This window comes from Arthrobacter sp. CAU 1506 (assembly GCF_005047635.1).
Taxonomy (GTDB): domain Bacteria; phylum Actinomycetota; class Actinomycetes; order Actinomycetales; family Micrococcaceae; genus Crystallibacter.
This window is the reverse complement of sequence record NZ_SUKC01000001.1, coordinates 404,856-418,363: the sequence shown is the minus strand read 5'-3', so window position 1 is coordinate 418,363 and position 13,508 is coordinate 404,856. Positions and strand designations below refer to the sequence as shown.

12 protein-coding genes and 1 tRNA gene are annotated in these 13,508 nt (G+C 66.6%); 11 read left to right on the top strand and 2 right to left on the bottom strand.

Annotated elements, in window-relative coordinates; genetic code table 11:
• Positions 1-4 precede the first annotated feature (4 nt).
• The 11 genes from E4J89_RS01790 (at position 5) to E4J89_RS01740 (ending at position 11,304) form a co-directional block, all read left to right on the top strand.
• Positions 5-1,111: an adenosine deaminase gene (locus E4J89_RS01790; RefSeq protein ID WP_136784563.1), complete on the top strand. Its 1,107-nt coding sequence runs from the start codon at positions 5-7 to the stop codon at positions 1,109-1,111.
• 7 nt (positions 1,112-1,118) lie between these two features.
• Positions 1,119-2,069 (top strand): MazG nucleotide pyrophosphohydrolase domain-containing protein, encoded by a 951-nt coding sequence (locus tag E4J89_RS19630; RefSeq protein WP_240691627.1) that lies wholly within the window; start codon positions 1,119-1,121, stop codon positions 2,067-2,069.
• A gap of 90 nt (positions 2,070-2,159) precedes the next feature.
• A complete protein-coding gene (eno, locus tag E4J89_RS01780; RefSeq protein ID WP_136784366.1) occupies positions 2,160-3,440 on the top strand; it encodes a phosphopyruvate hydratase in 1,281 nt (426 codons plus the stop codon).
• Between the two features lie 88 nt (positions 3,441-3,528).
• A complete protein-coding gene (locus tag E4J89_RS01775) occupies positions 3,529-4,326 on the top strand; it encodes a septum formation initiator family protein (protein WP_136784365.1) in 798 nt (265 codons plus the stop codon).
• A 74-nt stretch (positions 4,327-4,400) separates the two neighbouring features.
• The gene (locus E4J89_RS01770) at positions 4,401-5,099 is read left to right on the top strand and encodes a DUF501 domain-containing protein (RefSeq protein WP_136784364.1); all 699 of its coding nucleotides are present in this window, start codon (positions 4,401-4,403) and stop codon (positions 5,097-5,099) included.
• Positions 5,099-6,067: a Ppx/GppA phosphatase family protein gene (locus E4J89_RS01765; RefSeq protein ID WP_136784363.1), complete on the top strand. Its 969-nt coding sequence runs from the start codon at positions 5,099-5,101 to the stop codon at positions 6,065-6,067. The genes E4J89_RS01770 and E4J89_RS01765 overlap by 1 nt, the downstream gene beginning before the upstream one ends.
• Before the next feature lie 27 nt (positions 6,068-6,094).
• Positions 6,095-7,519, top strand: a complete 1,425-nt coding sequence (locus tag E4J89_RS01760) for a S8 family serine peptidase (RefSeq protein ID WP_136784362.1) — start codon at positions 6,095-6,097, stop codon at positions 7,517-7,519.
• Positions 7,520-7,576: 57 nt separating this feature from the next.
• The gene (locus E4J89_RS01755; RefSeq protein WP_136784361.1) at positions 7,577-9,025 is read left to right on the top strand and encodes an FAD-dependent oxidoreductase; all 1,449 of its coding nucleotides are present in this window, start codon (positions 7,577-7,579) and stop codon (positions 9,023-9,025) included.
• 119 nt (positions 9,026-9,144) lie between these two features.
• Entirely contained in the window at positions 9,145-9,645 is a 501-nt protein-coding gene (locus tag E4J89_RS01750; RefSeq protein ID WP_240691653.1) for an N-acetyltransferase, read from the top strand.
• A gap of 47 nt (positions 9,646-9,692) precedes the next feature.
• Positions 9,693-9,765, top strand: a tRNA-Leu gene (locus E4J89_RS01745).
• Between the two features lie 144 nt (positions 9,766-9,909).
• Positions 9,910-11,304, top strand: a complete 1,395-nt coding sequence (locus E4J89_RS01740) for an ABC transporter substrate-binding protein (RefSeq protein ID WP_136784359.1) — start codon at positions 9,910-9,912, stop codon at positions 11,302-11,304.
• A gap of 376 nt (positions 11,305-11,680) precedes the next feature.
• On the opposite strand, the gene E4J89_RS01735 is transcribed toward E4J89_RS01740, so the two are convergent.
• Positions 11,681-12,451, bottom strand: coding sequence for an ABC transporter ATP-binding protein (locus tag E4J89_RS01735; protein WP_136784358.1), 771 nt, complete (start codon positions 12,449-12,451; stop codon positions 11,681-11,683).
• A complete protein-coding gene (locus E4J89_RS01730) occupies positions 12,448-13,443 on the bottom strand; it encodes an ABC transporter ATP-binding protein (protein WP_169303906.1) in 996 nt (331 codons plus the stop codon). Before E4J89_RS01730 ends, E4J89_RS01735 begins: the two co-directional genes overlap by 4 nt.
• Positions 13,444-13,508: the final 65 nt, after the last annotated feature.

Genomic DNA, 13,508 nt, shown 5'->3' with positions numbered 1-13,508 from the left:
CGACATGGACATCGACATCCGCAGCCTGCCGAAGGTATCTCTGCACGACCACCTGGACGGCGGTTTGCGTCCGGCCACGATCATCGAACTGGCCGCGGCCGTGGGCCACGAACTGCCCTCCACCGATCCGGTGGCCCTGGGCGAGTGGTTCCGCGAGTCGGCAGACTCCGGTTCGCTGGTCCGCTACCTGGAAACCTTCGATCACACGGTTGCCGTCATGCAGACCAAGGAAGGCCTGTTCCGGGTGGCACAGGAATTCGTCGAAGATCTGGCCGACGACGGCGTCGTGTACGGAGAGGTCCGCTGGGCGCCGGAGCAGCACCTGGCCAAGGGCCTGACCTTGGACGAAGCGGTGGAAGCCGTCCAGGCCGGACTGGAAGCGGGCGTGGACGCGGTCGAGGCCAGCGGACGGCCCATCCAGGTGGGACAGCTGATCACCGCCATGCGGCACGCCGACCGTTCACAGGAGATCGCCGAACTCGCCATCCGCCACCGCGACCGCGGCGCCGTCGGCTTCGACATCGCCGGTGCCGAAGACGGCTTCCCGGCCTCGCGCTTCAAGGACGCCTTCACCTACTTGGCCGAACACCAGTTCCCGGTCACCGTCCACGCGGGCGAGGCGGCCGGAGTGGACAGCATCGCGGATGCCCTGGTCAGCGGCCGTGCACTGCGGCTGGGCCACGGCGTGCGGATCGCCGAGGACATCACCGTGGACTTCGGCCCGGACGAGGAAGACGGCGAAGAGGTCGGTATGGTCACCCTGGGCCGCGTCGCCAGCTGGGTCCGCGACCGCGGCATCCCGCTGGAGTGCAGCCCGTCGTCCAACCTCCAGACCGGAGCCATCGCCGTCTTCGGCGAAGGCATCGAGGCCCATCCGTTCGACCTGCTGTACCAGACCGGGTTCAAGGTCACGATCAACACGGACAACCGTCTGATGAGCGGGGTAACGCTCTCGGACGAGTACGAGTTGCTGGTGGAGACCTTCGATTACGATCTGGACGACCTGTTGGAGATCACGCTCAACGCCGCAGAAGCCGCCTTCCTGCCGCTGGAAGAGCGCGAGGCACTGGTCGAGTTCATCGCCGAGGGCTTCCGCAGCCAGCTGGACTGACGGGACCATGCCCGACTCCGTTCCTCCATCACCCGGACGGCGCCGGGACAGCACGACGGCGGAGCCCGGCCCGGGCTGGGCGGTTCCGCGGCTGCTCGAGGTGGTCGCGCAACTGCGCGACCACTGCTTGTGGACTGCCGCGCTGACGCATGAATCGCTGATCGAGTACCTGGTCGAAGAGGCGCACGAGCTGGCCGAGGCGATCGAAACGGGCCACACCGGCCCGGCCGACGTCGCCGAACTCAGGGGCGAACTGGCCGACGTGCTGTTCCAGGTGCTGCTGCATGCCCGGTTGCAGGAAGAACGCGGGCATTTTGATTTCGACGCCGTGGCTGCCGCACTGACCGCCAAACTCATCCGGCGGAACCGGCACGTTTTCCGGCCGGACGGGTCCCTGCAGGAGACGTTCCCGGAGACCATCGCCGAGATCGTGGCCAGCTATGACGCGGTCAAGGCCGCAGAGAAGCCGGAGCGCAGCACTCCGTTCGACGGCGTGCCGACGTCGCTGCCGGCACTGACCCTGGCGGCTAAATCCCTGGACCGGGCACGCCGCTCCTCGGTCGTCGACCAAAGCGCTGAGTCCCGCCCCTCGGTCGTCGACCAAGGCGCCCAGCACCAGCCGTCGGTCGGCGACCAAAGCGTCCAGCACTGCCCCTCGGTCGTCGACCAAAGCGCTGAGTCCCGCCCCTCGATCGTCGACCAAGGCGCGCAGCGCCGCGTGGAGACGCAGCCGGTGCGCCACAACGCCGACCCTGCCGCGAAGGGACCGCATCTGCCAGAGGAACTCCGCGCGGCCTTTGAGGGCCTTGGCCGATCACCGGGGGAAGCCGAGGTCGGCGAGGCGCTGTTCGCCGTCGTCCGCCGCGCTGCAGAGGCAGGCGTGGACCCGGAGCAGGCCCTCCGGGCCGCAGTCCGGCGATTCCAGCAGCGCGTAACGGAAGAAAACTCCACCGGCTGATCTCGATTAGTCTTAAGCCGGACCTTGCGGCCGGCTGTTGCCTTGCCTGCAGACATTCCATCTTTCGTTCCAACGAACAGGAGCTACTCCATGGCGCTGATCGATGCCATCCACGCGCGTGAAATTCTTGATTCCCGCGGCAACCCCACCGTTGAAGTTGAGGTGCTGCTGTCCGACGGCTCGATGGGCCGCGCCGCAGTTCCGTCCGGCGCCTCGACCGGTGCCTTCGAGGCCGTCGAACGCCGCGATGGCGAGAAGGGCCGCTACCTGGGCAAGGGCGTCAGCCAGGCCGTGGCCGCCGTGCTGGACACCATCCAGCCGGCACTGGTGGGCCTCGACGCCACCGACCAGCGGTTGATCGACCAGACCATGCTTGACCTGGACGGCACGTCCAACAAATCCGATCTGGGCGCCAACTCCATCCTGGGCGTCTCGCTGGCCGTGGCGTCGGCCGCCGCCGAGTCCGCCAACCTTCCCCTGTACAAGTACCTGGGCGGACCGAACGCGCACGTGCTGCCGGTGCCGCTGATGAACATCCTCAACGGCGGTTCGCACGCCGACTCCGACGTCGACATCCAGGAGTTCATGGTGGTGCCGCTGGGCGCCGCAACGTTCTCCGAGGGGCTGCGCTGGGGCGTGGAGGTCTACCACAGCCTGAAGGATGTGCTGAAGGAGAAGGGCCTCTCCACCGGGCTGGGCGACGAGGGCGGGTTCGCTCCGAACCTGCCCAGCAACCGCGCAGCCCTGGACCTGATCACCGAGGCGATCACCCGCGCCGGCTACACGCCGGGCAAGGACATTGCCCTGGCCCTGGACGTGGCGTCTTCCGAGTTCTACCAGGACGGCGCCTACCAGTTCGAAGGCAAGGCCCTGACGGCAGCGGAGATGAGCGCCTACTACGGTCAGCTGGTGGCAGACTTCCCGCTGGTGTCCATCGAGGACCCGCTCGACGAATCCGACTGGGACGGCTGGGCAGCCCTGACGGCCGAGCTCGGCGACAAGGTGCAGCTGGTGGGCGACGACCTGTTCGTCACCAACCCGGAGCGCCTGCAGCAGGGCATCGACGCCAAGACCGCCAACTCGCTGCTGGTCAAGGTCAACCAGATCGGGTCGCTGACCGAAACCCTGGAAGCCGTGGCCCTGGCGCAGCGCAATGGCTACACCACCATCACCTCGCACCGCTCCGGTGAAACCGAGGACACCACCATCGCCGACATCGCCGTGGCCACCAACGCCGGCCAGATCAAGACCGGTGCCCCGGCCCGTTCGGAGCGGGTGGCGAAGTACAACCAGCTGCTGCGCATCGAGGAAGAGCTCGACGACGCGGCACGCTACGCCGGTCGCAGCGCTTTTCCGCGTTTCACGGCGTAGTTCGGCCCAACCCTCGGTAATGTCTTAAGCGGGGACCGGCCGTCAGCCGACGCCGGCCCCCGCACGACAACCACGGTGAGGAGCCCCCATGTCCACCCGACGCCCCAACATGCCGCGGGCTGGCCGTCCGGCCGGCAGCGGGCCTGCGCAGGGCGGCGGACAGGGGGCCGGAACGGACACCGGCGGCAGGGAACCAGAGACCGGAAAAGTCATCCGGGCCGACTTCGGCCGGACGTCTCCTGCGCCGGTGAACCGCGCGCCGGGGGACCGGACTGCCGCCGGCTCCCCGAGCACCCCGGAGGCGGGCCAGCGCCGGAGACCGAAGCCACCGGCGAAGCCGAAGCCGGCGCCCTCGGAAGCCCGCGCCGCCGAACGCCGGCAGCTGTCCGGGGGAATCAGGCAGCCGGAAGAACCGGCCATGCGCCGGGAACCCCGCGAACCTGCCCGGGAACCCCGCGAACCTGCCCGGGAAGCGCCTGCCGATGCCGTCCCGGTCCCGGCCAAAGCCTTCTCCGGCCGACTGCTGGCGCTGGCGGTGGTCCTGGTCTCGATCACGGTGCTGCTGGCACCGTCGGTGCGGGTTTTCATTGAGCAGCGGGCGGAACTGGCGGCCCTGCAGGAGGACATCGCCGCCAAGAAGGACTCCAACGAGCAGTTGACCAAGGAGCTGGCCCGTTGGGACGACCCGGCCTATATCAAACAGCAGGCGCGGGATCGCATATTCTATGTAATGCCGGGGGAGAAGCGGTACATGGTCACCGGCGCGGAAGGACTGGGTGAGTCGGACGAACACGCATCCGCCACGGCTCCCGAGGATTTGCCGTGGGTCGACGCACTGTGGAACTCGATGACCCGGGCCGCCACCGACGCGCCCGCCGCCGACTAACATCCCGCCAGCCACCGCTGCCGGATCACACGGCATGCTGCCAGACCAACCGCAGCGCCAGGAAGGACTGAGCCATGAACACCGCTCAGCGTACACCCACCCCCGAAGACCTCGACACGCTAAGCCGCCAGCTCGGCAGGCCGGTACGGGACGTCGTGGAAATCGGCGCACGTTGCGTCTGCGGAAACCCGCTCGTCGCCACGACCGCACCGCGGTTGGGCAACGGCATCCCGTTCCCCACCACCTACTACCTGACCCACCCGGTCATTACTGCCGCGGTGTCCCGACTGGAAGCGGCCGGGGTGATGACGGAAATGACCGAGCGGCTGGAGAGCGATGCTGAACTGGCCGTCGCGTACCGGCGCGCCCATGAGCAGTACCTGGCCGCGCGCGACGAGGTGGGCCACCGGGCCGGTATCGGGGACGTGCCGGAAATCGCTGGTGTGTCGGCCGGCGGTATGCCCACCCGGGTCAAGTGCCTACACGTGCTGGTGGGCCATTCGCTGGCCGCGGGCCCGGGCGTGAATCCGCTGGGCGACGAGGCGCTAGAGGGCATCGCGGAGTGGTGGACGGCCGACCGCTGCTATTGCGCCGGCGCCTGGGACGTTGAAGGTGCCGCGCCCGCCCGCGACCTGAGCCGGCATACCCGGACGCAGGGCCTGTCCGCCCACGAGCTGGCCGCCAAGAAGGCCCGGCGTTCCGTCAGCAAAGAATCCTCCGACGGCGACGACGCCGGAGCTCCGCAGACGCCAGCCGGTGGAGTGATCTCCTAGTGGCACGGGTCGGAGCCATCGATTGCGGAACCAACTCGATCCGCCTGTTGATCGCCGACGTTCAGGACAGCGGGCTCAGCGACGTGGTCCGGGAGATGAAGATCGTGCGGCTGGGGCAAGGCGTCGACGCCACCGGAGCGCTGGCACCCGAAGCGCTGGACCGGACGTTCGCAGCGGCGGAAGAATACGCAGAGCAACTGCGCAGCCTGGGCGTCGAAAGCCTGCGATTCGTTGCCACCTCGGCAACCCGCGACGCTGTCAACCGGCAGGTTTTTGTCGACGGTATCCGGGACCGCCTCGGTGTGGAACCTGAAGTGATCAGCGGCCGCGAGGAGGCCGAACTGTCCTTCGCCGGCGCCTCCAGTGTGCTGGCGCCGGCGCCGGGCGAAAAGGTCCTGGTGGTCGACCTCGGCGGCGGCAGCACGGAGTTTGTGCTGGGCACCGCCGACGGAGTGGTGGCCGCGCTCAGCACGGACATGGGCTGCGTCCGATTCACCGAGCGGCACCTGCGCTCAGACCCGCCCACTGCTGCGGAGATTGCCGAAGCCGTGGCCGACGCCGAACAGCATCTGGCTCGCGTGCTGGACGAGGTGCCGCTGGCGGAGGTGGACCGGCTGGTAGGGGTTGCCGGATCCGTCACCACGATCACCGCGCACGCCCTGCAGTTGGACCGGTACCGTTCCGAAGAGATCCACGGGGCTCGCCTGGAAGGGGACCGGCTGGATGCGGCCTGCACCTCCTTGCTGGAGATGACGCGGCAACAACGTGCTGCGCTACCGTACATGCACCCCGGGCGGGTGGACGTCATTGGCGCCGGAGCGCTGATTTGGCGGACCGTGTCACGGCGGCTCACGGCATTGACCGCCGGTCGGGTGGACGGCGCAACAGCCAGCGAACACGATATTCTTGATGGAATCGCCCTGAGTGCCGCCAGCCGGCTGCCCACCCAGCAAGCCCCAGGAACCTAGACAGCTGTGCCAACCGAAGGGACATCCATGCGCCACCGCGACAGTGAACGGCCAAGCAGGCGCTCGTCCGCCGCGAAGGCCCTTTCGCTGGGGTCGGCGATTGCAGTGCTCGCCTCGCTGGTACTGGCAGGACCGGCCCAGGCTGACTCCACCCGGGACAAGCAATACTGGCTGGACTCCTACGGGATCCGGGCCGCCTGGGAGGACTCGCAGGGCGAAGGCGTGAAGGTCGCCGTCATCGACAGCGGCGTCGATGGCACCCATCCGGACCTTAAAGGGGCCATGGCGGGCGGCACGGACGTCTCCGGATCGGGCGATCCGGACGGTCAGCGCGGGATCGGACAAACGCCCGAGCACGGCACACTGGTGGCAACCTTGTTGGCCGGGCGTGGACATGCCCCGGACAAAGACAACAAAGATGACAAGAAGAAGGACAAAGAACCCAATCCCAAGGACAAGGGAATCGGTGCCGGCACCGACGGCGTGATCGGCGTGGCGCCCAAGGCACAGATCCTGACCGCCTCAACCTGGCTCGGGACGCCGAACCCTTCCGGCGTCGGTGTCGACGAGCAGATCCCCGCGGCCGTCCGCTGGGCAGTCGATAACGGCGCCAAGGTCATCAACATGTCGCTGACCAGTTCCAGCACTTCCTGGCCGGAGAGCTGGGACGCCGCATTCCTCTATGCCGAACAGCATGACGTGGTGGTGGTTGCCGCCGCCGGAAACCGCGCCGGAGGGACCGAGCAGTCGGGCGCTCCCGCCACCATTCCGGGGGTCCTAACCGTGGCCGGACTTAACCGCGACGGCGAAGCCAGCCAGGAGGCCTCGGCCCAGAGCATCGTCATTGGCGTTGCGGCGCCGGCCGAGGACCTGGTCGGCGGGCTGCCCGGCGGGCTCTATGCCGACTGGTCCGGAACGTCCGGTGCCACCCCGCTGGTCTCCGGCGTGGCCGCACTGATCCGCTCCAAATACCCGGACATGAGCGCCGCCCAGGTCATCAACCGCATCATCAGCACAGCCAAGGACTCAGGCGTACCCGGACATGACCCGATCTACGGTTACGGTCTGCTGGACGCTGAAGCGGCATTGAACGCCGAAGTCCCCGAGGTATCAGCCAACCCGCTGGGTTCGATTGCCCAGTGGATCACCGTGCACCGCCGCGGCGAGGTTGCGGCGCCGGAATCGCAGTCTCCGGTGCAGTCCAAGGCCCAGGCCCCGGAGATTCCGGAACCGACCACGCCGGTGGCAGTTCCTCCGCGCACCGAAAACTCGGTACTGCCGGCCATCCTCGTTTTCTCATTCGGCGCGCTGATTGCCGGTGTCCTGGTGCTGGGCGCCGTGCAGACCGTCCGGGCGCGCCGGGCTGCCCGCGGAGCGCAGGCCGTCGAGGAAGCGGACACCGGCTTCATTCCGCCGATTCGCGACGGCCAGCAGAAGCCGACCAAGCGCTGATACTGTGGCTCCGGCCACTTCGTGAAAACTTTCACAAAAGGCGCTACACTGGAGGGCATGGCAAACACTGATGCTCTGTCCGATCGCCCGCGCGTCCTTGTGGTCGGCGGCGGCTACGTTGGTCTCTACGTTGCGCTGAAGCTCCAGAAAAAGGTAAAGCAGCACGGCGGCATCGTCACGTTGGTGGATCCGCTGCCCTACATGACCTACCAGCCGTTCCTGCCCGAAGTGGCTTCCGGCAGCATCGAAGCCCGGCATGCCGTGGTCAACCATCGCCAGCATCTGCAGGACACCGAACTCATCACCGGCCGGGTCACCTCCATCGACCATGCCGCCAAGAAGGCCGTCATCACCCCCGTAGCGGGCGAGGCCTTCGAACTGGACTACCGCGACGTCGTCGTTGCCGCCGGCGCCGTGACCCGCACCTTCCCGATCCCGGGGCTGGCCGAAGCCGGCATTGGCCTGAAGACCATCGAAGAGGCCGTGGAACTGCGGAACAAGGTGCTGGAGCGGATCGAGACCGCATCCCAGCTGCCGGCAGGGGCGGAGCGGACCCGCGCCCTGACGTTTGTTGGCGTCGGCGGCGGTTTTGCCGGCATCGAGGCGATGACCGAAATCGAGGATCTGGCCCGCGCTGCGGTCAGGAAGAACGCTCGGCTGCGCCAGGAAGACCTGCGTTTCGTGCTGGTTGAGGCGATGGGCCGGATCATGCCCGAGGTCACCGAAGAGCAGGCCAAGTGGGTTGTCGAGCACATGCGCTCCCGCGGCATCGAGGTCATGCTCAACACCTCCCTGGCCAAGGCAGAGGGCGGCGTGCTGGAACTGATCAACATGCCGGACAAGACTCCGGCCGAAACTTTCGAGGCCGATACCCTGCTGTGGACCGCCGGAGTGCAGGCGAATCCGGTGGCTCGCAGCTTTGGCTTCCCGCAGGATGAACGCGGCCGGATCAAGGCCGACGCCACCCTCCGGATTGTTGACGAGAACGGCCCGATCGACGGCGCATGGACCGCCGGCGACGTCGCCGCCGTGCCGGACCTGACCGGCGGCGGAGTGGGCGGTTTCTGCGTGCCGAACGCCCAGCACGCCATCCGCCAGGCCAAGCGGCTTGCCAAGAACATCTATGCGGCCCGCTGGGGTGTGGGCAGCGTCAAGCAGTACAAGCACAAGAACCTGGGTGCTGTTGCCGGCTTCGGCCTCAACAAGGGTGTCGCCAAGATCATGGGCATCAAGCTCAAGGGCTGGCCGGCATGGATGGCCCACCGCGGCTACCACGGACTGGCCATGCCCACCGTGGAGCGCAAGATCCGCGTGATCTCGAACTGGTTCTGGACCATCTTCCTGGGCCGCGACACCACGCGGTTGGCTGACCTGCAGACTCCGTACCGCCAGTTCCGCGAGGCCGCGTCCCCGCAGCCGCGCCCGCAGGCCGCCGCAGCTCCCCAGCCCGCAGCAGAGACCAAGGGCACCGAGTCGGACAAGGAACTCGCTTCCACCGGCCGCTAGCCACAGCAAGGCAGCAGGCCCGGCCACCGCACGGCGGTGGTCGGGCCATCTGTTTTAAGCCTGCTGCTTTGGGTCTGCGGCTTTGCCGCCTGGCCGCGGCATAGAATGTCTTGGTGCTCATGAGGACAGAACAACCAGCGGACCGTCCTGCCGTCCTCAACCTCGTGGCCCGGGCCTTCGCTGCCGGTGACGGTTCCGAACCCGTTGAATCCCGACTGCTGGCCGAGTTGTACGCCTGCGACGGGTTCCTGCCGGAGTTCTCCCTCGTCGCCGAGGATGCGGGAACCGTCGTTGGCCAGGTCATCAGCACCCGCGGTTGGATTGACGGGGCACCCGCGCTCGGACTGGGACCGATCGCGGTGGAACCGGACCGCCAACGTGCGGGCATCGGCGCTGCCCTGCTGGCCGAAACGCGCCGGCGGGCCGAGGCCGCGGGGGAGAGCGTCATCGTGCTGCTCGGAAGCACTGATTACTATCCGCGCTTCGGCTACCGTCCCGCGAGCGAGTCCGGCATCCAGGCGCCGAATCCAGCGTGGGGCGAGAACTTCATGGCGCTTCCGCTGGCATCAGTGCCGCCTACGGGGGCCTTTGCCTACGCTGAGCCTTTTGGGCGCCTGTAGGGCGGCAGCAGGCGATCCAGTACCCTAGATAGGTGCAGGAACGCCACGCCCCCGTAGTCCAATGGCAGAGACAACCGACTTAAAATCGGTCCAGTGTGGGTTCGAGTCCCACCGGGGGTACGCGAAGAGTGTGACGAGCGTTACAAGGATGTAACCGAAAACGCTTATTTTCAACAACAAATTCGACTAGTTTTCTCAGTAATCAGGAATACCTGGTAATCGCATCAAAGGTTCATAAACCTTTAGATCGAGGGGAAAACATACATGACTGCAACACGTAACGCAGTGCTTTTCGGCACCGGCGGCAACTCCGCGCGGGCGGGGAAGCTGGCCGCGCTCGGATTGGGGATCGCTTTGTTTGCCTCGGCCTGCGGCGGAGGGTCTTCCACGCCGTCGGAGACTGGAGGGGGAGAGTCCTCGGCACCGGCGGCGGCATCGGGTCTGACCTGTCCCGGCCCCGGCGAGGACGGGGGACCCACCGGCGGTGCAACCGGAAACCCGGCGGACGTTCCCGCGTCCAAGGGATCCACCGATACGCCGCTGAAAATCGGCACGCTGCTGCCGACCACCGGAACTTTGGCCTTCCTCGGCCCACCGGAAATTGCCGGCGTCCAGCTTGCCGTGGACAAGATCAACGAAGCCGGCGGCGTGCTCGGCAAAGACGTGGAAACTGTTCAGCGCGACTCCGGTGACACCACCACGGACATCGCCACCCAGTCCGTGACCGACCTGCTCAGCGAAAAGGTCAACGCGATCGTGGGAGCGGCGTCCTCGGGTGTTTCCTTTACCGTGATCAACCAGATCACCGGCGCGGGCGTCCTGCAAATCTCCCCGGCGAATACCTCGCCGGACTTCACCACGTGGGATGACAAGGGCCTGTACTGGCGCACCGCTCCGTCGGATGTGCTGCAGGGACGCACCCTTGGCAACTACATGGTGACCTGCGGTGCCCAGACCCTCGGCATGATCGTACTGAACGACGCGTACGGCACCGGTCTGGCAGACAACGTCAAGCAGGCCTTCGAAGGCTCCGGCGGCCAGGTGGTGGCAACCGAGATGTTCAACGAGGGCGATTCGCAGTTCAGCTCGCAGGTTGATGCTGTGGTCAACGCCAAGCCTGACGCCATCGCGCTGATTACGTTCGACCAGATCAAGTCGATCGCACCGTTGCTGCTGTCCAAGGGCGTCAAGGCCGACCAGCTGTTCCTGGTGGACGGCAACACCTCGGACCTGAGCAAGGAACTTGACCCGGGTGCCATGGCAGGGGCGCAGGGAACCATTCCCGGCACCTTCGCCAAGGACGAATTCCAGGCGCAACTGGCGAAAGTCGACGACAAACTGAATTCCTACTCATACGCGGGCGAGTCCTACGACGCGGTGAACCTCGTGGCGCTGGCCTCCGAGGCAGCCGGCAGCACCAAGGGCGAGGACATCGCCAAGGAGATGCAGGCTGTGTCTGAAGGCGGTGAGAAGTGCTATGACTTCGCCGGTTGTGTGACGCTGCTGCGCGACGGCAAGGACATCGACTACGACGGCATCTCCGGGCCGATCACGTTCGACAAGAACGGTGACCCGACAGAGGCCTACATCGGCATCTACCAGTACGACGACACCAACGTACCGCAGCCGAAGCTTGAGGAGTTCGGCAAGCTGGAGTAAGGCGGTTCACACTACCGTACTAGCGCAGAAGGCCCCAGTCATCGGCTGGGGCCTTCTGCCGTTCCGACTCTACGCAGGCCGCCTGAGGCCGCTCCGGGAACTGCAATCGGGTGCGCTACTCGACGCCCTGACAGGCCCGGGGAAGGCCGGCTACCGTGCGTTTGGCGACGACACTCTTGTGACGCCTCTCTGGCTGGCACGGAGGGCCGCGTACGGTGGGTCCAACGGAGGGACCAACGACAGCGGCGGACGACGGCTCGAAGCCCCTCGCCGGCCCGAACTGCCGCCCCGCGTGGATCGAGCGGAAGACCAACGACGGCGGCGCCCGCCCCGCGAAGGGCAGGCGCCGGCGTCGATCTGGTGGGGCTGGAGATGCCTAGGCAGTATCCGCCAAGGTGCCCAGGTAGAGCTGGATGACCTTCGGATCCTTGAGCAGTTCGCGGCCGGTGCCGGTGTACGCGTCCTTGCCCTGGTCCAGGACGTAGCCGCGGTCGCAGATCTGCAGGCAGCGGCGTGCATTCTGTTCCACCATGATGACCGAGACGCCGGCCCGGTTGATCTCGTGCACCCGCAGGAATGTCTCGTCCTGCTTCACCGGGGAGAGGCCGGCCGAGGGCTCGTCCAGGAGCAGCACCGCCGGGTTCATCATCAGGGCCCGCCCCATGGCCACCATCTGGCGTTCGCCGCCGGAGAGCGAGCCGGCCCGCTGCGCGCGCCGCTTGGCCAAGTCGGGGAAGATGCCGGCCACAAAGTCGAAGCGCTCCTTGAAGTCCTTGGGCCGCTGGAACATGCCCATTTCCATGTTCTCTTCGATGGTCAGCGCGGAAAAAACGTTGTTGGTCTGCGGAACGAAACCGATGCCGCGGCTGACCAGCTTATTGGCTTTCAGCCCGGTCAGGTCCTGACCGCGGACCACAACCGTGCCGGAATGCACTTTGACCAAGCCGAACATTGCCTTCAGCAGTGTTGACTTGCCGGCGCCGTTCGGACCGATGATGCCGATCAATTCGCCTTGGCGGGCTTCGATGCTGCAGCCGTTCAGGATGTTGACGCCGGGCAGGTAGCCGGCCACTAAGTCCCGCACGACGACCACCGCTTCCCCCGCCTCCACAGTGGTTGGGCTTGTATCCGCCCGGTGCGCATTCATGCCTGGTCCTTCCTGTTCGGGTCTTGGCCGGCTTCGCGGGCCTCATCCCCGCTCGAATCGTGCTCGCTGATGTGGCTGCCGAGGACACCCTCGTCAGCCGTGCCCACGACCGACTCCGCGTCCTGGGCGAGTTCCTCGGTGAGCGCTTCGACGCCTTCCGCGTCGCCAAGGTCCACGTCGTGGTGGGCGCCCAGATAGGCGTCAATCACGGCGGGGTCCTTCATGACGACGCCGGGCGGGCCCTCGGCCACGATCCTGCCTTCGGCCATGACCACCACCCAGTCCGCAATGTGGCGGACCATGTGCATGTCGTGTTCGACGAACAGCACGGTCATTCCCTCGGCCTTGAGGTTCTTGACATGTTCCAGCAGGGACTGGGTCAGGGCCGGGTTCACGCCGGCCATCGGCTCGTCGAGCATGACCAGCTTGGGCCGGACCATCAGGGCTCGGGCCATTTCCAGCAATTTGCGCTGGCCGCCGGAGAGCGAGGCTGCGTAGTCGTCCCGTTTGGCGTCCAGTTTGAATTTCACCAACAGGTCCTCTGCCTGCTCGGTGATTTCCTGTTCCCTGGGCCCCCAGATCTTTTTGAAGAGGGCCCTGAAAAGGTTCTCGCCGGACTGCTCCGTGGCGCCCAGGCGCATGTTTTCGATGACGGTCAGCTTGCCCATGACCTTGGTCAACTGGAACGTGCGGACCATCCCCATTCGGGCCACTTTGTAGGAGGGCACGCCTGCCAGTGAGTGGCCTTCGAACGACCACTCACCGGACTGCGGGATGTCGAATCCGGTGAGCAGGTTGAACAGAGTCGTCTTGCCGGCGCCGTTTGGCCCGATCAGCGCTGTGATCTGGTGCCGGGGGATCTCCAAATACTCCACGTCCACAGCGTTGACACCACCGAACTGGCGCGTGACGTCCTTGGCCACCAGGATGGGATCGCGCTTTCGGCAACCGGGACCAGGTTCGTCGGCCGCGATGGGCCGCGTGTCAGTCATGTACTCGTTGGTTACGGGTGATTGGTCCGGGGCGGCGGTGCCGCCGCCTGCCGCGATGCCGTCTT

Bases quoted from the DNA above. Each gene is read 5' to 3' on its own strand.
- E4J89_RS19630 (WP_240691627.1), top strand. From the start codon at position 1,119: ATGCCCGACTCCGTTCCTCCATCACCCGGACGGCGCCGGGACAGCACG.
- E4J89_RS01750 (WP_240691653.1), top strand. From the start codon at position 9,145: ATGAGGACAGAACAACCAGCGGACCGTCCTGCCGTCCTCAACCTCGTG.
- E4J89_RS01790 (WP_136784563.1), top strand. From the start codon at position 5: ATGGACATCGACATCCGCAGCCTGCCGAAGGTATCTCTGCACGACCAC.
- E4J89_RS01740 (WP_136784359.1), top strand. From the start codon at position 9,910: ATGACTGCAACACGTAACGCAGTGCTTTTCGGCACCGGCGGCAACTCC.
- eno (WP_136784366.1), top strand. From the start codon at position 2,160: ATGGCGCTGATCGATGCCATCCACGCGCGTGAAATTCTTGATTCCCGC.
- E4J89_RS01735 (WP_136784358.1), bottom strand. From the start codon at position 12,451: ATGAATGCGCACCGGGCGGATACAAGCCCAACCACTGTGGAGGCGGGG.
- E4J89_RS01760 (WP_136784362.1), top strand. From the start codon at position 6,095: ATGCGCCACCGCGACAGTGAACGGCCAAGCAGGCGCTCGTCCGCCGCG.
- E4J89_RS01775 (WP_136784365.1), top strand. From the start codon at position 3,529: ATGTCCACCCGACGCCCCAACATGCCGCGGGCTGGCCGTCCGGCCGGC.
- E4J89_RS01755 (WP_136784361.1), top strand. From the start codon at position 7,577: ATGGCAAACACTGATGCTCTGTCCGATCGCCCGCGCGTCCTTGTGGTC.
- E4J89_RS01730 (WP_169303906.1), bottom strand. From the start codon at position 13,443: ATGACTGACACGCGGCCCATCGCGGCCGACGAACCTGGTCCCGGTTGC.
- E4J89_RS01770 (WP_136784364.1), top strand. From the start codon at position 4,401: ATGAACACCGCTCAGCGTACACCCACCCCCGAAGACCTCGACACGCTA.